At 60.6% G+C, this 20,583-nt stretch carries 19 protein-coding genes; 8 read left to right on the top strand and 11 right to left on the bottom strand.

The window, feature by feature from the left end; genetic code table 11:
* Positions 1-65: 65 nt before the first annotated feature.
* The 3 genes from ACIQWP_RS17065 to ACIQWP_RS17055 are packed head-to-tail and all read right to left on the bottom strand — an operon-like array spanning position 66 to position 4,290.
* The gene (locus ACIQWP_RS17065) at positions 66-1,301 is read right to left on the bottom strand and encodes a pyridoxal phosphate-dependent aminotransferase (RefSeq protein ID WP_402789306.1); all 1,236 of its coding nucleotides are present in this window, start codon (positions 1,299-1,301) and stop codon (positions 66-68) included.
* Between the two features lie 5 nt (positions 1,302-1,306).
* Positions 1,307-2,839, bottom strand: a complete 1,533-nt coding sequence (locus ACIQWP_RS17060) for an aldehyde dehydrogenase family protein (RefSeq protein WP_402789304.1) — start codon at positions 2,837-2,839, stop codon at positions 1,307-1,309.
* Between the two features lie 56 nt (positions 2,840-2,895).
* Positions 2,896-4,290 carry a VOC family protein gene (locus ACIQWP_RS17055; RefSeq protein ID WP_402789301.1) on the bottom strand — a complete coding sequence of 465 codons (1,395 nt, stop codon included), beginning with the start codon at positions 4,288-4,290 and terminating at the stop codon, positions 2,896-2,898.
* 104 nt (positions 4,291-4,394) lie between these two features.
* Here ACIQWP_RS17055 and ACIQWP_RS17050 point away from each other — a divergent pair, with 104 nt between their 5' ends.
* The 4 genes from ACIQWP_RS17050 to ACIQWP_RS17035 all read left to right on the top strand — a co-directional run bounded on the left by ACIQWP_RS17050 (position 4,395) and on the right by ACIQWP_RS17035 (position 8,129).
* Positions 4,395-5,303, top strand: coding sequence for a LysR family transcriptional regulator (locus tag ACIQWP_RS17050; protein ID WP_402789298.1), 909 nt, complete (start codon positions 4,395-4,397; stop codon positions 5,301-5,303).
* Positions 5,304-5,404: 101 nt separating this feature from the next.
* Complete coding sequence (locus tag ACIQWP_RS17045) at positions 5,405-5,716, top strand: hypothetical protein (RefSeq protein ID WP_402789295.1); 312 nt, start codon at positions 5,405-5,407, stop codon at positions 5,714-5,716.
* 241 nt (positions 5,717-5,957) lie between these two features.
* The gene (locus ACIQWP_RS17040) at positions 5,958-7,049 is read left to right on the top strand and encodes an LLM class flavin-dependent oxidoreductase (RefSeq protein ID WP_402789292.1); all 1,092 of its coding nucleotides are present in this window, start codon (positions 5,958-5,960) and stop codon (positions 7,047-7,049) included.
* 486 nt (positions 7,050-7,535) lie between these two features.
* The gene (locus ACIQWP_RS17035) at positions 7,536-8,129 is read left to right on the top strand and encodes a hypothetical protein (protein WP_402789892.1); all 594 of its coding nucleotides are present in this window, start codon (positions 7,536-7,538) and stop codon (positions 8,127-8,129) included.
* 169 nt (positions 8,130-8,298) lie between these two features.
* Here ACIQWP_RS17035 and ACIQWP_RS17030 read toward each other — a convergent pair whose 3' ends face one another.
* From ACIQWP_RS17030 to ACIQWP_RS16995, 8 genes are all read right to left on the bottom strand, one after another.
* Positions 8,299-9,138, bottom strand: a complete 840-nt coding sequence (locus ACIQWP_RS17030) for a mechanosensitive ion channel family protein (RefSeq protein WP_402789289.1) — start codon at positions 9,136-9,138, stop codon at positions 8,299-8,301.
* A 121-nt stretch (positions 9,139-9,259) separates the two neighbouring features.
* Positions 9,260-10,729 (bottom strand): diguanylate cyclase domain-containing protein, encoded by a 1,470-nt coding sequence (locus tag ACIQWP_RS17025; RefSeq protein WP_402789286.1) that lies wholly within the window; start codon positions 10,727-10,729, stop codon positions 9,260-9,262.
* A gap of 219 nt (positions 10,730-10,948) precedes the next feature.
* The gene (mntR, locus tag ACIQWP_RS17020; protein WP_402789282.1) at positions 10,949-11,398 is read right to left on the bottom strand and encodes a manganese-binding transcriptional regulator MntR; all 450 of its coding nucleotides are present in this window, start codon (positions 11,396-11,398) and stop codon (positions 10,949-10,951) included.
* Positions 11,399-11,549: 151 nt separating this feature from the next.
* Complete coding sequence (locus ACIQWP_RS17015; RefSeq protein WP_402789280.1) at positions 11,550-12,620, bottom strand: LLM class flavin-dependent oxidoreductase; 1,071 nt, start codon at positions 12,618-12,620, stop codon at positions 11,550-11,552.
* 84 nt (positions 12,621-12,704) lie between these two features.
* Positions 12,705-13,559, bottom strand: a complete 855-nt coding sequence (locus ACIQWP_RS17010) for an ABC transporter permease subunit (protein WP_402789278.1) — start codon at positions 13,557-13,559, stop codon at positions 12,705-12,707.
* A complete protein-coding gene (locus ACIQWP_RS17005) occupies positions 13,556-14,344 on the bottom strand; it encodes a taurine ABC transporter ATP-binding protein (RefSeq protein ID WP_402789276.1) in 789 nt (262 codons plus the stop codon). The genes ACIQWP_RS17010 and ACIQWP_RS17005 overlap by 4 nt, the downstream gene beginning before the upstream one ends.
* Positions 14,345-14,410: 66 nt before the next feature.
* Positions 14,411-15,424 (bottom strand): taurine ABC transporter substrate-binding protein, encoded by a 1,014-nt coding sequence (gene tauA / locus ACIQWP_RS17000; RefSeq protein WP_402789273.1) that lies wholly within the window; start codon positions 15,422-15,424, stop codon positions 14,411-14,413.
* Between the two features lie 390 nt (positions 15,425-15,814).
* Positions 15,815-16,024 (bottom strand): hypothetical protein, encoded by a 210-nt coding sequence (locus ACIQWP_RS16995; protein WP_402789270.1) that lies wholly within the window; start codon positions 16,022-16,024, stop codon positions 15,815-15,817.
* Positions 16,025-16,435: 411 nt separating this feature from the next.
* Here ACIQWP_RS16995 and ACIQWP_RS16990 point away from each other — a divergent pair, with 411 nt between their 5' ends.
* Genes ACIQWP_RS16990 through ACIQWP_RS16975 form a run of 4 tightly spaced genes read left to right on the top strand, consistent with a single transcriptional unit; the run spans position 16,436 to position 20,574 of the window.
* Positions 16,436-17,428: an LLM class flavin-dependent oxidoreductase gene (locus ACIQWP_RS16990; RefSeq protein ID WP_402789267.1), complete on the top strand. Its 993-nt coding sequence runs from the start codon at positions 16,436-16,438 to the stop codon at positions 17,426-17,428.
* 24 nt (positions 17,429-17,452) lie between these two features.
* Positions 17,453-18,802, top strand: a complete 1,350-nt coding sequence (locus ACIQWP_RS16985; RefSeq protein ID WP_402789264.1) for an LLM class flavin-dependent oxidoreductase — start codon at positions 17,453-17,455, stop codon at positions 18,800-18,802.
* Between the two features lie 15 nt (positions 18,803-18,817).
* Positions 18,818-20,017 (top strand): M20 aminoacylase family protein, encoded by a 1,200-nt coding sequence (locus tag ACIQWP_RS16980; RefSeq protein ID WP_402789261.1) that lies wholly within the window; start codon positions 18,818-18,820, stop codon positions 20,015-20,017.
* Positions 20,018-20,025: 8 nt separating this feature from the next.
* A complete protein-coding gene (locus tag ACIQWP_RS16975) occupies positions 20,026-20,574 on the top strand; it encodes a GNAT family N-acetyltransferase (protein ID WP_402789258.1) in 549 nt (182 codons plus the stop codon).
* Positions 20,575-20,583 lie beyond the last annotated feature (9 nt).

Genomic DNA, 20,583 nt, shown 5'->3' with positions numbered 1-20,583 from the left:
ATTACGGAGATGCTCTATCTCTTTGTTTTCACGCAGTTCGACTTCGCGCTTCCACGAGAATTGCTTTAGCGCCGGAGAGCCGCGCAGGCCCTTTCGATGCGATCGAGGGCCTCGACAAGATCGGCTTCCGACGTCGCGTAGGAAATGCGGAAATAGGGCGACAGTCCGAAGGCCGAGCCGGGTACGACGGCAACATGGGCTTCATCGAGCAGATAGGCGCAGAAGTCCGCATCCGTTTCGATGGACTTTCCGGATGGCGTTGTCGTTCCGAGCACGCCGGCGCAGCCTGAAAATGTGTAGAAGGCACCTTCCGGTACAAGGCAATCCAGACCCTCGATAGCGTTCAGCCTTCCGACCACCAGATCGCGCCGACGCTGGAAGCTTGCCTTGCGACCTAAAAGAAAGCCCTGCGGGCCATTGAGTGCGGCAACCGCCGCCGCTTGGCTGACGGAGGAGGGGCAGGACGTCGCCTGGCTCTGAATGACCGCCATCGCCTTGATCAGCGCCTTGGGGCCGCCGGCATAGCCGATACGCCAGCCGGTCATGGCATAGGCCTTGGAGACGCCGTTGACCGTCAGCGTGCGGCTCTTGAGGCTAGGCTCGATCGCAACGGGCGTGACGAACTCGAATCCGTCATAGACGATGTGCTCATACATGTCGTCGACCATCAGCCAGACATGCGGATGACGCAGCAGCACCTCGATCAGCGGCAGATAGTCGGCCTTGGAATAGGCCGCACCCGATGGGTTCGACGGCGAGTTGAGCAGCAGCCAGCGCGTCTTCGGCGTGATTGCCCCTTCCAGCTGATCAGCCTTGAGGCGAAAGCCGGCTTCGGCATCGCAAGGGATCAGAACGGGCACGCCACCGCAGATTTCGACGATATCGGAATAGGAGGTCCAGTAGGGTGTCGGGATGATGACCTCGTCGCCCGGATTGATCGACGCCATGAAGGCGTTGAACAGGATCTGCTTGGCACCCGTCGCCACGGTTATTTCGTCGAGCGCGTAGTCGATGCCGTTTTCGCGCTGAAATTTTCCGGCGATCGCCTTCTTCAGCTCTGGCGTGCCGTCGAGCGCGGTGTACTTCGTTTCGCCACGATCGATGGCGGCTTTCGCCGCTTCCTTCACATTATCAGGCGTATCGAAATCCGGCTCGCCGGCGCCGAGGATAATGACTGGCAGGCCTTTCCGCTTCATCGCACTGGCGCGCGCGCCAATCTGAAGAATGGTGGAAACGCCGATAGAGGCGATCCGCGAGGCGGGCTTAAATGCCGCCTCATCGATTCTCGTGGCGATCGTCATGGAGCTTACTCGATGTCGAAGGAGACACCCTGCGCCAGCGGCAGGGCCTTGGAGTAGTTCACCGTGTTGGTCGCCCGGCGCATATAGGCTCTCCAGGCGTCCGAGCCGGATTCACGGCCGCCGCCGGTTTCCTTCTCACCACCGAATGCGCCGCCGATTTCGGCGCCAGACGTGCCGATGTTGACGTTGGCGATGCCGCAATCGGAGCCATCGGCTGCGAGGAAGCGCTCGGATTCCTGCATGTCGCGCGTGAAGATTGACGACGAAAGGCCGGCGGCAACGGCATTGTGCTCGTCGATGACGGTATCGAAATCGTCATAGGGCATGACGTAAAGGATAGGCGCGAAGGTCTCTTCGAAAACAGGGCCTGCCTGCTTCGGCATTTCCACCAGTGCTGGCTTTACGTAATAGCCGTCGGCGTGGCCGACATCGATGCGCTCGCCGCCGGTGATGGAGCCACCATGAGCCTTGGCCTCGGCAACGGCCTTCTGCATGCCGTCGAACGCGGTCTTGTCGATCAGCGGGCCGACGAGAGCCTGGGAATGCAGGGGGTCGCCGACCGAGACACTCTGATAAGCCTTCTTCAGACGCGGTACGAGCTGATCGTAGACGCTTCTGTGGACGAAGAGGCGGCGCAGCGTCGTGCAGCGCTGGCCGGCCGTGCCCATGGCGCCGAAGGCGATAGCGCGCAGCGCCATGTCGAGATCGGCAGACGGGCAAACGATACCGGCATTGTTGCCGCCGAGTTCGAGAATGGCACGGGCAAAGCGCTTGGCAAGCCGCGGTCCGACTTCACGGCCCATGCGCGTCGAGCCGGTGGCCGAAACGAGCGGCACTTTCGGATGGTCAACGAGGATCTCGCCGATCGCACGATCGCCGATCAGGACCTGCGACAAGCCTTCAGGCGCATCGCCAAAGCGGGCAAGCGCGCGATCGAGGATCGCCTGCGAGGCAAGCGCAGTCAGCGGCGTTTTTTCCGAGGGCTTCCAGACGACGGCATCGCCGCAGATCAGCGCCAGCGCCGCATTCCATGACCAGACCGCGACAGGGAAATTGAAGGCCGAGATGATGCCGACGACGCCGAGCGGATGCCAGGTTTCCATCATGCGATGGCCCGGACGCTCCGTCGCGATCGTCAGGCCGTAGAGCTGGCGGGAAAGACCAACGGCGAAATCGCAGATGTCGATCATTTCCTGCACTTCGCCAAGGCCTTCGGAGCGGATCTTGCCGGCTTCGATCGAAACGAGGCGACCGAGATCGTCCTTGGCGGCGCGCAACTCTTCTCCGAGCAGGCGTACCAGTTCGCCGCGCTTCGGAGCCGGCACCAGGCGCCAGGCGCGGAATGCGGCATGGGCTTTCTCGATCTTGCTTGCCGCCTCATCGGCCGAAACTGTCTTGAGGCTGCCGATCTTCTCGCCGGTAACCGGGGAGTAAGAGGGCATGTTGCCCTGTGTATAGAGCGCCTTGTCAACGCCGAGCTTTTCGAGAATTGCGGCCGCTTCGGCGGCAACGGAAGGGGTCTTGGCTGCGATATTCATGTCATGAAACTCCAATTGTCTTTGATCTCGGCGGCGGCGATTGGCGCCGCTGCGCCTCACTCGGCGGCGTCTTGTTTGGATAATGCCCGCAGGCAGGCGTCGATCGATGCCTGTTCGATGCCGGCGTAATGGTCGAACTCGTTCAGCACCTTCATGCCGAGATCGACTTCGAAGCGCTGTTGGTTCGGGCTGGCGACAAAATCCTGCTGCGCGCCATCGCCGAGATTGGACTGGAAAATGCCGGCAGCGCTGACGGGGAGGAAATCCTCGTAGACGATCGGATCGAACTGGACGAGGCCCTGGTCGATCAGCGCATCGATATCGCCATGGCTCGCAACGGCGGTCTGGCCCTTGGCCGTCAGCGAATAGGTGAAGTAGCCAAGGCCCTCGGCGCGGATCGCCACCCAGTCATCCGGGAATTCGGCGAAGCTCTCAGCGAGCGCGGCCTCATAACCGCGCGCGTTCGATCCGTCGGCTGCCGGGCGCACGCGCTTGCGGGACTGATCGAGCAGCCTGTCATAAAGCGCGCGTCCCTTTGGCGTCAGCGCAATGCCGCGTTGCTCGATCTCGCCGAAGCGGGCCGTGTGCGAGCCGGCTTCCCAGATGCCATCGGCATTGTGGAAGGAGACTGCTTCCTCAAGCGCCTTGAACGAGGTCTGGCGCAGCAGGATCGGGCAGTTGCGCGTCGGCGGCCCCTCGACGACAGCCTTCGGTGCGATGTCGTAATCGGGCATCAGCGCCTGGACGCGATCGATATCCAGCGTGCGCGGCGTCAGATGGTTGATGTGCGGTCCCTTGAACGACACGACATCTGCAATCAGCCGATGGGCATCGTGGAGGCGACGATACATGCCGGTATCGACATTGGCTTCGTCGTGCCAGCGGAAGGTCTCCAGCACCTCGTCGACGAACCGGCTGGCATCGGCCATGGTCAGGCCGCCATCGCGTTCGGCCTTCTCGGTGAGCGCAACGGCGCCCTCGGTGAAAATCCGGCGCTTGGCGAGAATGTCTGCAGCGGCCTTGCGAAGGTCTTCGTCGGCGATGAGGTCCAAACGCAGCAGCGAGGTGAAGACGCGGAAGGGATTGCACTTCAATTGCGCATCACCGACGGGGCGGAACGCGGTCGAATGAACCGGCACGCCAGCGGTCGAGAGATCATAATAGCCGACCGGATACATGCCCATGACGGCAAAGACGCGCGCCATCATCGCAAGCTCTGCGGCCGTGCCGAGCCGGATGGCGCCGTGCCGCTCCTCGGAGATACGATCGAGATAATCGGTCGCTTCCAGCCGCTCTTTAAGCCTTGGCTGTGCCGCCAGCGTTTCGTCGTTGACGCGGGCAACAAGCTCCATGAGCGTGCCGTAAGCGGGAACTTCTTCGCGATACATCGCCGACATGGCGGCGGAAAAAGCGCTGCGAATATCGCTGGTCGAGATGTGATCAGGCTTCATGTTCGATTTCTTCCTGAAAGGCTATATCATTCCTGTTTTGCAGAATATCTCTTGTTTGATGCCCGGTGTTGTGAGAGAGAATTCTAACTTGATGCGAAAATGGAATGACCATGCGCAGACGCCTCATCCCTGACATCGTCAATCTGCAGGCATTCGAATGCGCTGCGCGCCATCAGAATTTTTCGCGCGCGGCCGAAGAGCTGAACCTCACGCAAAGCGCTGTCAGTCGCCAGATCAGCGATCTCGAGCAGCAGACGGGCCTGAAATTGTTCGAACGCGTTCGCCAGCGCGTCGTCCTCTCCGAGGCCGGACTTCGGTTGTTGCCGGAGGTGAAAGATCTGCTCCTGCGTTCGGAGCGGCTGATGATCGGCGCCGTCGCTGCCGGCCAGATGAAACTGTCGCTCAAGGTCGCGACTTTGCCTACCTTCGGCACGCGCTGGCTGGTGCCTCGCCTCGGCCGCTTTCTGGATGAACATCGCGATGTCGCCGTCACGGTGGAATCGCGCTCCAAGCCGTTCAGCTTCGACGAGGATAATTTTGATCTCGCCATTCACTACGGCCTGCCGGCCTGGGCGGGTGCTGTCGCGACCTTTCTTTGCAACGAGACAGTGCTGCCGGTCGCCAGCCGGGAGCTTGCCGGGCGGCTGGGACTTGTCTCGCCGGAAGAACTATCGACAGCGCCGCTGCTGCATCTGACGACCCGCCCGAAGCTCTGGGCGCAATGGTTCGACTTGCAGGATTTGCCGACCGAGAACGCCTATCCGGGCGCGCGCTTCGATCAGTTTTCCATGATCATTGCCGCGGCCATTGCGGGGCTCGGCGTTGCGCTTCTGCCCATCTATCTGATCGAGGAGGAGTTGAAGGCCGGCACGCTTCTGCCGTTGTTCGACCGACCGATGCCGACCGAGAACAGCTACTATGTCGTCATGCCGGAAAAGAAACAGACCAACGAGACCGCGACATTGTTTCAGGATTGGCTGTTGAGCGAGGTCACTCCCCAAGAACAGACTTGATGAAACTGCGTTGACTTGTATCTAGTCGCGTCAGGCACTCAGCAAGGCTCAACTTGGAGTGCCGTGACAAGATGGCGTTTGGTCTGAGCGAGAGGTTTGACATGTATCGGAAATTTGGGATCGCCGCGTTGGTTTTGCTCATGACGGCTGCGCAAAGCTATGCCTCTAGCGAAGGCGCGTGGGACGCACTTTTCGCCAAGGTAAACGGCACCTGCATCGGAATGTCCCGCATGAATACGCCAGAGGTTTCCGCTCCCATCGTTTTTGACGATTCAATTGGCAAGGTCGGACTTTTATTGCGTGGCTCAATCGGCAAATCGAAAACCGCTGTTCATAACGTCAATCTGCTGTGCCTCTACGATAAGAAGACAGGCAAGGCCTCGATTGCCGAATACAAGTGGATGGGAAAATAGCGCCCGAGCTATTAGTCGGCCGGGTACATACCTTCTCAGTGAATTTGTCTAAAGCCAATGCTTCGGTGCGCTCATCGAGGCGATATCCGCGGCATCGATTTCGTGACTCCTGAGCTTGGTGCGGATTGATAAATTTTAAGCTTGAAATTCCCTCTCGCGAGCGGCACACATTCTCGCATCGTGTCGCTGCATATCTCGAGCAGCGTAGGCGTGCGGTGAACTCGGGGAGGAGCAAGCCACCATGAAGACGCATCCGCTGAAGGGGCCGAACCGGTTGAAGCTCGGCGTGTTTTCCGCCAATGCGGATGGCGGCCTGGCAATTACCGACGTGCCCGAACGCTGGACGGCCGGCTGGCAGGACAATCTGACTGCCGCACAGATCGCAGACCGCGCCGGGCTCGAATTCTTTCTGCCGATTGCCCGCTGGCGCGGTTTCGGCGGCAAGAACCGGGTGCGCGAGTGGTCATTCGAGACCTTCACCTGGGCGGCGGCACTTTCCGCTGCGACGGACCGCATCGGCCTGTTCATGACGGTGCATGTGCCGCTCGTCCATCCGCTCTATGCGGCGAAGTCACTTGCCACCGTCGATCAAGTCAGCCAGGGGCGGGCGGGGCTCAACATCGTCTGCGGCTGGAACCCGAAAGAATTCGGCATGTTCGGCGTGCCGCTCGTCGAGAAAGGTTACGATCAGGCGGCGGAATGGCTTGAGATCGTCGAAAAGCTCTATGCCTCCGATGATCCGCTCGACTATGCCGGAACCTACTACAATCTGAAGGAAGCCGTCAGCCGACCGGCAAGCCTGCAGGCGCCGCGGCCGGTAACGATGAATGCGGCTTTCGGCGGCCCCGGTCGCGACTTCGCTGCGGCACATTGCGATTATCTCTTCACGACCTTTACCGAGATCGCCGACGCCGGAAAGCATGTGACTGACATCAGCGAGCGGGCGGAGAGGAACGGCAGGCAGGTCGGTGTCTATACCGTCTGCCACGTCGTCTGCCGCGAAACGCAGGCGGAGGCGGATGACTATTATAGGCGCTATGCCGTCACCATGGCCGATCACGCCGCCGTCGACCAGCACATGGCCGGCAAGAAGGAGTTCTCGCAATCGCATGATCGCGACGCCTACGATCGTTACCGGCAGCGTTTTGCCGGCGGAGCGGGCAGCTACCCCTTGATCGGAACGCCCCAGCGGATCGCTGACGAGATGATTGCGATCGCCGAACAAGGCTATGCCGGCATCGCCTTGTCCTTCGTCAACTATACGCAGGAACTTCCCTATTTCTGCGATCGCGTACTTCCGCTTCTGAAGAAAGCCGGGCTTCGGGTGGAATGAATGTTTGCCGCTTCGACGCCTCGCAGGCTCTCGATAGCGGCAATGTGATTGCTCCTCAATGAACACATAGTTGTCGATGGAAGCCGGTTCCCTCAGGCCATTGACGCTGTTGCCGCTTCGATGCGGCCGCGTCCTGGCTGCGACATGTGTGCAACGCAGCAAAAAACTTGAGCCCAAGGGGTTTACAAGCGCGGCAGCGGATGGGAGTCTTTAGGGGAAGGCTGCCGCTTGATTTGCAGCGGCGCTATTCCCTTCAACCGGATGCCGCCAAGCGTGGCTCCGATGCGCTGCGACTTGCTGGCGCTTAACCGAACAAATCGATCCGAGGCCAGAACGCGGCGCTGTTCCTTGCCTGGCTGTTGTCTTAGTGCGCCCTGGACGTCGTTGGGTCCGGGCATAGAGAATGCGGGCTTTAGCATGGGCTTCAAGTCAAAACGCGTCCTTCGCGGCGCTCTTGGTCTTCTTGCGAGTGTCAGCTTGCCTCAAGTGTCCAAGGCCAGCGACCTGATGATCTGGTCGCCGGTCAAATTGGCGCCGCGAACATACAAGACGACACTCGGTTTCCGGCTGCCGATGGCTTGGGATGTCAGTGCCGGTATGGATCTCGGGCTTGGTGGTGCGGCGAGCGGCACGATCCTGCGAAGCAGTAGCCTGGCGACGCTCTGGGGTACGGCGATCGACGATCAAAGGCACTTTTCGACCGTATGGCGCCGCGAAGTCGCGTTGAGGGTCGACACCCTCAACAGCACCGGAACGCTTTGCCTTGAGCGTTCGCGCAGCTGGACGGTGTCGGAAAACCTGGACATGAGCACATCCCGGTCGCTGAACGTAAATTATGCGGGGTCGCGGAATGCGGCAAACTCCATCACCGCGACGCAGGCCGTGACCGTCGCCGTCCCCTGGACTGGAAGCTCGATATCCGCGATCGGCAATCTGAGGGATGCGGCCAGCGTCTTTTCCAGTACGGTTTCGTTTCATCAGCCCTTGGCGCCGAACCTCAATTTTTCCGCTTCCTTCGCCGATCCGCAGACCTTGATGCCGGCTGGCAATGTGCGCCTGGACTACCGCATCAAATGGTAGGTTCGCAAGATTGCTCGGCTTGGCCGGCGAGGATCGAAGCGGGGAACAAACGGCTTTCGCGGAAGTTTAGAACAAGCAAGAGATCGATCTTGCTTGAGGTGCAATCGCCTCGCGAAGCCTGCCGCTGGTTCAACTCCCTGCCGGCGGCGGGCTTGGCGGTTGCCTGACGTCAATCGTTAGCGCCCGCCGCATCAACCGCTGTTTTGATCGTGATGTCGGGCTCGGCAAGCCGGGCCTTCAGTTTGGAAACGGCATCGTGCCGGACATCTGCCCAGGACGACGTGACGGTCCAATACTCGATGTTGAACACGACCTGGTCGGCGGCCAGATCGTCGAGATAGACTTTCGGCCCAGGCGTGTTCTTGATGCGCTGATCCGCTTTCAGGATGTCGAGGATCGTCTTGCGAACGAGATCGATGTCGACGTTGTCGCCCAAGGCGGCGGATAATTGCTGGCGACGCTCCGGCTCGCGGCTATAGTTGATGATGGGCGTGTTCCAGAGAGTGGAATTCGGTGCCATGAGGTAGAGGCCGTCAGCCGTCTTCATCTCCGTGGCAAAGAGCCCGATCTCCTTGATGTAGCCTTTGACGTTCGTCGTCTCGATATATTCGCCGACCCGGAACGGCCGCAGGATCAGCAGCATGATGCCGGCCGCGATGTTTTGCAGCGTGCCCTGCAGCGCCAGGCCGATCGCCAGGCCAGCAGCGCCGAGAGCGGCGATGATGGAGGCGGTCTGCACGCCGAATTGCCCAAGGACGGTGATGAAAACGAGGATGAGCAAACTGTAGTGCAGGACGTTCTGGAAGAAGCTCGCAAGCGTTTCGTCTATACCGCGGATGCGCGAGATGACGCGATAGGCCGAGCGGCTGATGATGCCGGCAAGAAGCCAGCCGCCGATCAGGAGAATGATCGCGCCGAGAAGCGAAAAGCCATATTGAACCGCGAGCGCCGAGGCCTGGTCGAGTGCTGTTCGCGTGGCGACGACGATATTGGCCGTTTGATCTTCCATGTCAAAACTCCATCTTTCCCAGAAAGCCAAATGAAAAGTCGCAGCTTTTGTTCCCGGCTACCGGGCACATGAAAGCCAGCTGATTCAATGGATTGGGCGGGTTGGCGTCTATGCCGAGACGTCAGGCGCCGTGCTTTGCCTGATGTGAGCGCATAGTGGCGGCCGCGGCGTAATGGGCCTTCTTCTGCTCGTACATGCCGAGGTCGGCGCGCTTGATCATCGCTTCCATGGTCTCGCCGGGCTGGCTCGTTGCAACGCCGACGGAGATGCCGAGCGGCGCACTGGAATAGAACTGATTGTTGATCTTCAGCAGCTCGTTGATCGTCTCGACCATCGCGGCTGCCGTAACGTCGTCGGCGCCCGGCATGAGAACGGCGAATTCATCGCCGCCGATGCGAGCTGCGTGGTTCGGCAGGGAGACGACGCTGTTCAGCACTTCGCCCATGCGGCGCAGCAACGCGTCGCCGGCATCGTGGCCGCTCTCGTCGTTGGCCTCCTTGAGGCCGTTGAGGTCGATGATGATGGCCGATACCGGCCGAAGCGATTTGCGCTCCAGCCTGTTGATTTCCTCCATATAGAAGGCGCGGTTGTAAAGTCTGGTGAGCACATCGTGCTTGCCGAGATATTCGAGGTAGGCTTCCGCCTTCTTACGCGCCGTAATATCGGTCAGAGCCACCTGCACCAGCGACCAGTCGTTCTCATAGCCGGGAAAGACGGAGAATTGCAGCAGAACATGGCGTTCCGATCCGTCGAGGGCATAGTTCAGCACCTCGCGCTGATGGAAGAGGCGGCCGTTCCACAATTCCACCAATTGCCCGCGAAAATGCTTCTCCATATCGTCGCGGAACACTTCGCCGATCCGGTGGTGCAGGGTCTGGCGATCCGGCGCGCAGAAGAGGTCGAGCGTTGCCTGATTGACATCGAGCACGCTGATTTCACTCATGCATTGCTGGACGAATTCCGGATGCACATCGAGAAACACTTGGAAGTCGACGATGCCGCGGTTGCGGATCTCGTCAAGCAGGATCTTGATGCGGCTGAAATCCTCGACCCAGAGGGAGACGGGCGAATGCTCGAACATTCCCTCGGCATAGCGGCGTTGCCGTTCTTCCTGCCGTCTTGCCTCCTCGCGCGCCGTCACGTCTTCCGTGGTCAGCAGCAATCTGCTCCAGGAGGTCTCATGACCCGGCAGGATGACGCCGCGAAGCTGGATATCGAGCCTTCTGCCGCCGAGAGAATAGTTGACCGCCGTACCGGAAAATTCGGCCTTGCCCTCCCAAAGCGCGGCAAGTTCATTCACATGGCTTTGCAGCATCTCGTCACGGAAGACCCGCGAAAGGCTTCCGACAAGCGTCTCCAAGGACGGCGCTTCGAAGAGTTCCAGCGTTCTGGCATTGACGGCAAGAAGCTTGATCTTTTGCGAGCAGGCCGCAACGCGCTGCACGTCGGCCAGCAGATATGAGCGCAGGTCCGTCACGCCTTCGGCGCGCCACAGTTCGAACTGCTCCTTGACGCCGCTGAAATCCTCCAGCCACATGGCGACGGGGGCAAGGTCGAAGATGGTGCTGCTAAAGTCTTGGGCGTTCATCATGATTCCCTGCGCCGGCAATAAAAGTCAGTATGCGAAAGGCTAAGGCCGGCAGTTCGCTAAGTTGTGCTTAACGAGCATTGGTAAAGCTTGCGTTGATATCAGGTAGCGGGTCAAGCCAGACAGTCAATGTCAGCCTGTTTTCAACTCATTCTTGTTGAAACTGTGCCACAAATGGCTCTCTGGCTCGATCATCATCCAATTTGCCCGATGTATAAGTAGTCATGTCTTCAAGAAGCGCTCGAAGGCTTCGAGGGTCTTCTCGCTGACATGGTGTTCGATGCCCTCGGCATCATTCCTTGCGGTGTCGGGATCGACGCCGAGACGGCAAAGAACGGCTTCCACGATTTCGTGGCGCCTGCGGGTTGCGATCGCCAGCCGTTGGCCTTCCTCGGTCAGAAAGACGCCGCGATAGGGGCGCTGCTTAATGAGATTTTCCTCGGCCAGCCGCTTGAGCATTTTGGCAACCGTCGGCTGTGTAACTCCCAGTCTTTGTGCAATATCGGTCTGGCGCGCCTCGCCGGCATGTTCTATCAGGTCGGCGATGAGCTCGACGTAGTCTTCCATCAATTCCGTGCGTCGGTCGTCGCGGCTTTTCTGAAAGGCCTCGGCGTGCGTCTCGATCTCGGTCGAAGAAAGACGGCTTTCCGGGGCGGCAGGCAATTTCGTCAAGGCGGCTCATCTCCCTGAGATTAAGAGTCGTGTAATGATGTTTAGCCTCGACTATAAATAATTCAACGACGTTATGAAACCCCGGCGTCCGATCACGGCCGACCGTCAAATCAAAATTCCCGAGCTTCGGTTGGTTTGCCGCATCAAGCCTTCAGACGCGCAGAAGCGGTAGCAGCTGTTCGCCCTGTCGCTTGATCTCCGGCAGATAAGGCGTGTCGGAGAGGACGAAATGCGTGATGCCGAGATCGCGGTACTTGCGCAGCGAGCGAGCGACATCCTCCGCCGAGCCGACCAGCCAGGTGGTGCCGGCGCCGCCGCCGCCGAACTTGCCTGGGGCGGTATAGAGATTGTCGTCGAGCACGTCGCCGCGCGCGGCGAGATCGAATAGCCGTTTCTGGCCCACCGCTATCGATTGCCGGTGATCGTTCCAGCCGATGCCCTTGTTCTTCGCCATCTCGGCAACCTTTGCTTCTGCATCGGTCCAGGCCTGCTCCGTCGTGTCGCGAACCAGTGTCGTAATGCGCAGCCCGAATTCCAATGGCGGAAGATCGCGATCGAGGTCTCTGCTAAGTGTCCTGAGCCGGCTGATCCTCTCGCGGATATCGGCGAGCGGTTCGCCCCAGAAAAGCTGAACATCGGCTTCCGTGGCGGAAACGCGTTGTGCTGCGTCCGAAGCGCCGCCAAAATAGAGCTTGGGATGCAGACGTTCGCCACGGTGCTGAAGGCGCGGCGCGGCGGTGGATTCCGCAACGTGGAAATGCTCGCCCTCATAGGTGACATTTTCCTCGGTCCAGAGCCTGCGGACGAGCCGCATGAATTCCTTGGTGCGGCCGTAGCGATCGGCTTGATCGCCCTCGCTGTCGCCATAGGCGGCAAGATTGTCCTTGCCGGAGACGATGTTGACGCGCACGCGGCCACCGCTCAGTTGATCCAGCGTGGCGGCGGCGGAGGCGAAATGCGCCGGCCGCCAGTAACCGGGGCGAATTGCGATCAGCGGCTCGAACGAGGTAGTGCGCGCGGTAAGCGCCGCCGCGACGGTGAATGTGTCGGGCCGACCCCAGCCGGTGCCGATCAGCGCGCCCTTCCAGCCATGATCCTCCAGCGCCTTGGCATGGCTGGCCAGGGTCTCCAGGCTGTTGTGGTTCTCGACGGCGGAATCGCCGCGATGACCGGGTTTGACGTCGTTGGGGATGTACCAGAGAAATTCGCTATTGCTGCTCATGCCTGCGCCTGTGGATCTGTCGGGAGCGAATGAAAGATTGGGTGGTTTGGAGGACCGTCAATGGCTGCTCACGGTCCGCAGTCGCTAGAGCTTGCCTTTCCACGGAACGAGGACGGCCTCGAGGATGCGGATGGCGGCCGAAAACGCGAATGCGCAGACCGCGATGATGCCGATGCCGACGAAGACGACATCGGTGGCGAGAAATTGCGATGCCGACATGATCATGAAGCCGATGCCGCGGGTCGAGGCTATCAGTTCTGCCGCCACGAGCGTTCCCCAGCCGATGCCGAAGGATATCCGGATGCCGGTCAGGATTTCCGGCAGCGCCGAGGGCAGGACGACGGTGAAGAAAAGCTGCAGCCGGTTCGCGCCGAGCGACCGCGCGGCGTTGACACGCTCCAGCGGCAGCGAGCGCACGCCGGCCTGAGCGGACAAACAGATCGGCGCGAACATGGCAAGCACGAGAAGCGTGATCTTCGAGGTCTCGCCGATACCGAGCCAGATGATCATCAGCGGCAGATAGGCAAGCGGAGGCAGGGGCCAGTAGAATTCGATCGGCGTATCCAGAATTCCCTTTGCCCAGCGGTTGAGGCCCATCAGCAGGCCGACGGGAATGCCCGCACCAATTGCAATGGCCGCGGCGACGACGATGCGGAACAAACTTGCCAGAATATGCTCGGAAAGCGAGGCACCGGCATAGCCATCGCGATAGACGACGCCGATCTGTGTCAGTACCTCGTCGGGGCGGGGAAGGAACAGGTGCGACACCAGCCCAAGTTTGGCGACCAGCCACCACAGCGCAAGACAGGCGATTGCCGTGGCGATGCTGATGGCGATGGTGGGCTTCTCGCCAACGCCGAAGCCGGGAACGCGAACCAGCTTCGGCTGCGCTTCGTCTTGAGGAGCGGCGATCGGGCGCGTTTCGATGATGTCGCTCATGCAGCGCTCCTGATGTTATCGGCGCTATGGAGGATGGCGCGAATTTCTTCCCGCAGACCGCTGAATTCCGGTGAAGAGACGATGGCTCTCGTATCGCCGCCGGCGGCAAAGCGATGTACGAAATCGAGCTCGAAGCGGGCAACCACGCGGCCTGGCCTCGGAGACATCACGAGCACCTCGGTGCCGAGAAACAACGCCTCCTCGATCGAATGGGTGATGAAGAAAATGCGCTTGTCGGTTCTGGCCCAGATCGAAACCAACAGTTCCTGCATCTGCTCGCGGGTCAGGCTGTCGAGCGCGCCGAAGGGCTCGTCCATCAGCAATATGTCCGGATCGGTGGCGAGCGCCCGGGCAATGCCGACACGCTGGCGCATGCCACCCGACAATTCATAGGGCAGGGCATTGGCAAAATCATTGAGGCCGACGAGCCGCAGCAGCTGCGACGCGCGCTCCCGTCTTTCTCGTCGCCCCAATCCGGCAAATTGCAGGCCGAGGGCCACGTTGTCGATGACGGATTTCCAAGGCAGCAGCGAATCCTTCTGGAACACGACACCGCGATCGGCGCCGGGGCCGGAGACCGGCCTGCCGTCGAGCGTTATCTTCCCCTCCGAAAGCGGCAGGAAGCCGGCGATCGCATTGAGCAAGGTGGATTTGCCGCAGCCGGATGCGCCGAGTGCAACGACGATACCGCGCTCCGGAATGTTGAAGGAAACGCGGTCGAGCGCGTGAACGGTTCTGCCGTCACGCGCCGCAAAGAAAACGCTGGCATGGTCGACTTGAAGCATAGGGCCTCTCAAAGTTTCGGCACCGGCGCAATTCGCGCGCCGGTGCCAGGGAGGATCAATGGAGGATCAGTTGCTCGCGCTCGTGAGCGCGTCAGCAGTGACGAATGCGCCGTAATTCGACAGGACTTCGGAGACTTTCCCTTGGCTCTTCAGGAACGTTGCGGTGTCCTTCAGGATCTTGGCGGCGCCGGATTGGTCGCCGCCGCCGAGCCATGCCGCCGATGCCTGCACGTCGGGCGTCAGAAGCGACAGGTTCTTGAGTGCCGCGGCCTGCTGATCCGCCGTGCCGCCGAGCAGTTTGGCGAGCGCCTTCGCATTGTCGCTATCCGGTCCCCAAGCGGCCTTGTCGGCTGCGAAGGAGGCGTAGTACTTGTTGATTACCGAGGCATAGGCTTTCAGGAACTGCGGATTGTCGGCCGCGAATTTCGACGTTGCGACCCAGGCGGAAAACGTCGGGGCGCCCTTGTCGGCAACATCCTTGGATGTCACCAGCACCTTGCCGTTCTTCTTGAGTTCGGTCAGTGCCGGGTCCCAGACGAAGCCGCCGTCGATATCGCCGCGATTGTAGCTAGCGACGATTTCCGGCTGCGTGATGGCGAAGACCTGCACGTCCTTTTCGCTCAGACCAAGGGACTTGATGAGAGCAAGCAATTGATAATGGTCGGTGGAGACGGGCGCAGCCGCGAGCTTCTTGCCCTTCAGATCGGCGAGCGTGTTGATGCCGGAACCGTTGCGCACAACAAGCGCTTCATCGACGCCCGAGATGGAGGACAGGTAGAACGCCTTCACCTCCAGCCCGCGCGATGCGGCAGCGGCAAACGGGCTTGAGCCGACATAGCCGATCTGGACATCGCCGGAGGCGATGGCCGCAAAGATCTCCGCCCCGGAATTGAACTTGCGGAAGTCGATGTCATAGCCCGTCTCCTTGGCGAATTCGCCATTGGCGATTGCGACGGAGGAAGGCAGGGCGTCCGTCTGATAGGCGACAACGACCTTCTTGTCGGCTGCAGCCGCGGCGGCAGCCATCGAAATGCTGGCAAGGCCCATGGCGGCGGCAGCGATCAGTGTGTTGAGTTTCATGCTTGTCCCCTTGGCCGGATCATGTTTTCCAGCGGTTCCCTGAATGCGATGAACAAAGCCTAGCGAAATCGGGGAGAGGATCGATAGAAATAGCAAACTATTTTTATAGACTATAATAGGAATTGTTTGTCCGAATTCGCGGAGACGACAGCGCTGGCATCTTTCCGTGGAGCGAAACGGACACGAGTATAGCCATTCGGGACCTCATCCGTGTCCTGAATATTGGTGGGTATCGCCCCATCGTCGCCTGCCTTAACGAGACGCTGTGGACGATGATTGCGCTCTGCGCCATTCCGCTCGCCTTGATCCCCAGCAATGCCGAACTCAAGAAAAGCGTCACATATTGAGCGGCTGCAACGACCGATCCCCAGCAGGTGGATGGCAGGCAGGCTAGGTCATCCGCCGCAGCATCGCGATCAGTGTGTCCGTGTTGTCATTGGCATCAAGCGAGCGCAAGTGCTTGTCCGCAAGGTCGCCAATCGCCAGCACGACCTCACGCTCCGACCATCCCGCCAGGGTCGCAGCACTCACCAACTCTCGCAAAGCGGCTTGCAGTGCATCCTGGCAGCGGATGTGCCGGTCCGGATCATCATCGGTCACGAATGGTCGTGCGATATTGGGCATGATTGAAAGGTGAACTGATTTGCGGTTTTTGGCAATCTATTGCATTCAAATGCCGCCGATCCTGGCTTTCGTCGCTTTGCCCGATGCGCCGCGGCTCGCGCGAATAGTGGGGCTGGGCGGACGGCTTGGGGAGGTTCCGTCCGTCAGTTTGGGGTCGTCCATGATCGGGCTGGGACCAACATGGTCTTCATCAAGTCATTGATGGTCCAATCGAGGCTCGCGCAGGCCTTCGGCTGTATCGCTCCGCCTTTCCCCTTGGCCACTGCTGATTTTTTCCGCATCCGGCGGAAGAAAAAGAAAGCTGTTTCTTAAATAACTTAAAATCTATGTTTTTTATAGACTATGCGATCAATGGTCGGCATTGGGCGCAAACACGGATGAAACGGCATGTCTTATCTCCTTAGCCTTCTCGACAAGAGCCCGATCGAACAGGGGCTCAGCGCCACCGATGCGCTCAGTGCTACGACGCGCTTGGCCATCAGGGCCGAAGAGCTTGGTTATCATCGCTTCTGGGTCGCCGAGCACCACAATATGACGAGCCTGGCGAGTTCGGCGCCTGAAGTTCTGATCGCCTATCTTGTTGCCAGAACCTCGAAGATCCGTCTCGGGTCCGGCGGCGTCATGCTGCAACACTACAGCGCCTACAAGGTTGCGGAGGCCTTCAACCTTTTGGCTTCGCTGGCGCCCGGCCGCATCGACCTCGGCGTCGGCAAGGCGCCGGGCGGATTTCCGCTCTCGACCCGCGCATTGCAGCGTGCCTTCGACCCTGAAAAGAAGCCGGACTTTGCGGAGCAGCTGTCCGATATCAATGCTTACCTCGCCGCCGATCCTCATTTCGATGGCGCGCTGGCGACGCCTTTTCCGCCGCGCTCACCGGAGCGCTTCCTGCTTGGCGCCAGTGTTGAAAGCGCGAAACTCGCTGCAGAGAAGGGCTGGAGGCTGGTGTTTGCCGGCCATCTGAACGGCGATCCGGAAAATCTGCAGAAGACCTTCGAGGCTTATGACCGTGCCAGCGGCGGCAAGGTTCCGATCCTGGCGCTCGCCGCCTTCGCCGCCGAAAGCGAGGCCCATGCTCGCGAGCGCGTCGGCCGGCTGCGTATCGTCAAGCTCTTCCTGCCCAATGGCCAGACCGTCAACGTTGGCACCCAGGAGCAGGCGGCGGAATTTGCCCGTCAGGCGGGCTTCTCGGATTTCCGGACCGAGGAGAAGGTGCCAAGCGTGCTGCATGGCACGGCAGCGCAGATCCGCGACGAACTCGACGCGCTGCACCGTCGCTACGGCGTCGACGAATTCGTGCTCGATACGCCGGCGCTGTCCGCGGCCGAACGGCTCAATTCCATAGAATTGCTGGCTAAAGAACGTCTTTCCCTCGTTGCCTGAGCAGCCTGTCCCAGGAGGATTATCATGGCTCAAAAACACGTCACCTTCGGTATCATGCTGCAAGGCCCGGGCGGCCACATGAATGCCTGGAAGCACCCGAGCGTGCCAGCCGACGCCAGCACGAATCTCAACTTCTTCGTCAAGACGGCCCGCAAGGCGGAAGAGGCCGGCATCGCCTTCGCCTTCGTCGCGGATGGGCTTTACATCAACGAGCAGTCGATCCCGCATTTCCTCAACCGGTTCGAGCCGCTGACCATCCTTTCCGCGCTCGCCGCCTTTACGACAAAGCTCGGTCTCGTCGGGACGGTCTCGACCTCCTACAGCGACCCTTTCACCATCGCCCGGCAGTTTGCCTCGCTTGACGCCATCAGCGGCGGCCGCGCCGGCTGGAACGCCGTGACGTCGCCGCTCGAAGGCTCCGGCCGCAATTATAGCCGCGAACATCCAGAGCATGAGCTTCGTTACGAGATCGCCGACGAATATCTCGACGCCATCAAGGGCCTATGGGATTCCTGGGATGACGATGCCTTCGTGCGTGACCGTGAGACCGGCGTCTATGCCGATAAATCCAAGCTGCATCGCCTGAACCACAAAGGCCGGTTCTTCCGCATCGAAGGCCCTCTGAACATCGGTCGCTCGAAGCAGGGTCAGCCGGTGGTATTCCAGGCCGGCGCCTCCGATTCCGGCGTTCGGCTCGCCGGCAGGCACGCCGATGCCGTTTTTACCAACGGCGGGCCGCTCGATGACGCCAAGAGCTTCTACAAGCAGGTGAAGCAGAGCGCGATCGCGCATGGCCGCAGTGCCGCCGATGTCGGCATTTTCCCCGGCATCGGCCCGATCGTTGGCGCGACGCAGGACGAGGCGGACGCCAAATATCAGGCGATCCGCAATCTCGTTACCATCGAGGAGGCGCTCGCCTATCTCGGCCGATTCTTCGATCACCACGATTTCAGCGCCTATCCGCTGGATGAACAATTCCCCGATCTCGGCGACATCGGCCGCAACAATTTCCGCGCCACCACCGACCGCATCAAGAAGACTGCGCGAGAGAAGGGGCTTACCTTGCGCGAGGTGGCGCTCGATGCGGCAACGCCGCGGACCTCCTTTATCGGGACCGCCCAGCACATTGCCGATGAGATCATCCGCTGGGTGGATGAGGAAGGCGCAGACGGCTTCATTCTCGGTTTCCCTGTCATCGGCGAAGGCTTCGACGATTTCTCCAGGCACGTTCTGCCGATCCTGACGCAGCGTGGCTACTTCGACCCGACATTGAAGGGCGAGACGCTGCGCGATCACCTCGGCCTGCCATTCCGCGAAAGCCGTTACGCGGCGGAAGCCGACGGCATCGAACCCGCAAAGGCCGTAGGCGCCTGAGCCCGGACGATTGCCATGAACGCCATCATCAAGACCCCTTCGGTCGCCGATCAAGTCGAGACAGGGATTGCTGCCTATCTCGATGAGATCATCGCGCTGAGGCACGACCTGCATCAATATCCCGAGCTCGCCTTTCAGGAGCATCGCACCGCCAAGAAGGTGGCGTCACTGCTCGCCGACTGGGGCTACGAGGTTGCGACAGGCATCGCTGGAACCGGCGTCGTTGCAACCCTCAAGCGGGGCGATGGGCAGCGCAGCCTCGGCATCCGTGCCGATATGGATGCGCTGCCCATTGAGGAGGCGACCGGTCTCGACTATGCCAGCGCCAATCCCGGCGTCATGCACGCCTGCGGTCACGATGGGCACACGTCGATCCTGTTGGCGGCTGCCCGCTATCTTGCCGAAAGCGGCAGTTTCAACGGCACGCTTCGGCTGATCTTCCAGCCGGCCGAGGAGATCGGCGCCGGCGCCCGCAAGATGCTGTCGGAAGGGCTTTTCGATCGCTTTCCGGTCGATGCCGTCTTCGGACTGCACAATTGGCCCGGCGTGCCGACCGGGCAGTTCGGCTTCGTTGCCGGCCCGGCGATGGCCTCCGTCGATCAGGCAGTCATCAAGATCGTCGGAAAGGGCGGCCACGGCGCCGAGCCGCATCGGGCCATCGATCCCGTGCTGGCGTCGGCCTCCTTCATCACGGCTCTTCAAAGCGTGGTTTCCCGCAACATCGATCCGCAGGATATGGCGGTCGCGACGGTCGGCTCCATTCATGCGGGCTCCGCTTCCAACGTCATTCCCGAAAGCGTCGAGTTGAAGCTGACCATGCGCGCTTATAGCGAGCTGGTGCGAGCAAGGCTGCAGGAGCGGATTCCCGCGCTCGCGCGGGCGCAGGCGGAAAGCTTCGGCGCTGTGGCCGAGGTCAACTACCGCCTCGGCTTTCCCGCGCTCGTCAACCATGCCGACGAGACCGCCTTCGCCCGCAATGTCGCCTTGCAGACGCTTGGGGTTGCTGCCGTGGAAGCGAATTTCCGGCCGCGGACGGCAAGCGAGGATTTTGCCTTCATGCTGGAGGCGAAGCCGGGAAGCTATCTCTTCGTCGGTAACGGCGACAGCGCGCCCCTGCACAGCGCCCAATACAATTTCAACGACGCAATCATCGCGCCCGCAGCCCGTTACTGGGTGCGGCTCGCCGAAACCTTCCTTGCGGATGATAACAGGTGACGACCGACATGAGCGACACGTTTCTCTATACGACCCCGCTTGATCCACGCGCCAAGCCGCTGATCGACGAATTGATCCATGAGTATGACAGCCGCTACGGCACCTATTTCAATGCGGAAGGGGCAGCTGCCGAACTCAATCGCTATCCGCCGGAGGCCTTCGCGCCGCCGCATGGAAATTTTCTGCTCCTGTTGCGAGATGGAGAAACGATCGGCGGCGGGGCCTTCAAGCATTACGACGACCGGACTGCGGAATTCAAACGCATCTGGACACGGCATGATCTCCGTCGCCAGGGGTTGGCGCGCACATTGCTGGTGGAGCTGGAGGCTCAGGCAGCGCGGCAGGGCTATCACCGGATCTATCTGACGACCGGCTTTCGTCAGCCCGAGGCTGTCGGCCTCTATCTCACCAACGGCTACACCGCGCTCTTCGATACGTCCGTAGATCCGGAAATTCACAAGAGCCTGCCTTTCGAGAAGGATATCAGCCGTCTGGCTTTGTCCTATGTCGCCGAAGCCTCGGGCCCGCAGCAACGTCTGGCTGCTGCCGGCAGATAATGGCGACAT

The sequence above is a fragment of the Rhizobium sp. NPDC090279 genome (assembly GCF_044769665.1).
GTDB lineage: Bacteria > Pseudomonadota > Alphaproteobacteria > Rhizobiales > Rhizobiaceae > Rhizobium.
The sequence above is the reverse complement of the archived record's forward strand: the minus strand, read 5'-3'. Positions and strand labels throughout refer to the sequence as shown.

Bases quoted from the DNA above. Each gene is read 5' to 3' on its own strand.
- ACIQWP_RS17065 (WP_402789306.1), bottom strand. From the start codon at position 1,301: ATGACGATCGCCACGAGAATCGATGAGGCGGCATTTAAGCCCGCCTCG.
- ACIQWP_RS17060 (WP_402789304.1), bottom strand. From the start codon at position 2,839: ATGAATATCGCAGCCAAGACCCCTTCCGTTGCCGCCGAAGCGGCCGCA.
- ACIQWP_RS17055 (WP_402789301.1), bottom strand. From the start codon at position 4,290: ATGAAGCCTGATCACATCTCGACCAGCGATATTCGCAGCGCTTTTTCC.
- ACIQWP_RS17050 (WP_402789298.1), top strand. From the start codon at position 4,395: ATGACCATGCGCAGACGCCTCATCCCTGACATCGTCAATCTGCAGGCA.
- ACIQWP_RS17045 (WP_402789295.1), top strand. From the start codon at position 5,405: ATGTATCGGAAATTTGGGATCGCCGCGTTGGTTTTGCTCATGACGGCT.
- ACIQWP_RS17040 (WP_402789292.1), top strand. From the start codon at position 5,958: ATGAAGACGCATCCGCTGAAGGGGCCGAACCGGTTGAAGCTCGGCGTG.
- ACIQWP_RS17030 (WP_402789289.1), bottom strand. From the start codon at position 9,138: ATGGAAGATCAAACGGCCAATATCGTCGTCGCCACGCGAACAGCACTC.
- ACIQWP_RS17025 (WP_402789286.1), bottom strand. From the start codon at position 10,729: ATGATGAACGCCCAAGACTTTAGCAGCACCATCTTCGACCTTGCCCCC.
- ACIQWP_RS17015 (WP_402789280.1), bottom strand. From the start codon at position 12,620: ATGAGCAGCAATAGCGAATTTCTCTGGTACATCCCCAACGACGTCAAA.
- ACIQWP_RS17010 (WP_402789278.1), bottom strand. From the start codon at position 13,559: ATGAGCGACATCATCGAAACGCGCCCGATCGCCGCTCCTCAAGACGAA.
- ACIQWP_RS17005 (WP_402789276.1), bottom strand. From the start codon at position 14,344: ATGCTTCAAGTCGACCATGCCAGCGTTTTCTTTGCGGCGCGTGACGGC.
- tauA (WP_402789273.1), bottom strand. From the start codon at position 15,424: ATGAAACTCAACACACTGATCGCTGCCGCCGCCATGGGCCTTGCCAGC.
- ACIQWP_RS16990 (WP_402789267.1), top strand. From the start codon at position 16,436: ATGTCTTATCTCCTTAGCCTTCTCGACAAGAGCCCGATCGAACAGGGG.
- ACIQWP_RS16985 (WP_402789264.1), top strand. From the start codon at position 17,453: ATGGCTCAAAAACACGTCACCTTCGGTATCATGCTGCAAGGCCCGGGC.
- ACIQWP_RS16980 (WP_402789261.1), top strand. From the start codon at position 18,818: ATGAACGCCATCATCAAGACCCCTTCGGTCGCCGATCAAGTCGAGACA.
- ACIQWP_RS16975 (WP_402789258.1), top strand. From the start codon at position 20,026: ATGAGCGACACGTTTCTCTATACGACCCCGCTTGATCCACGCGCCAAG.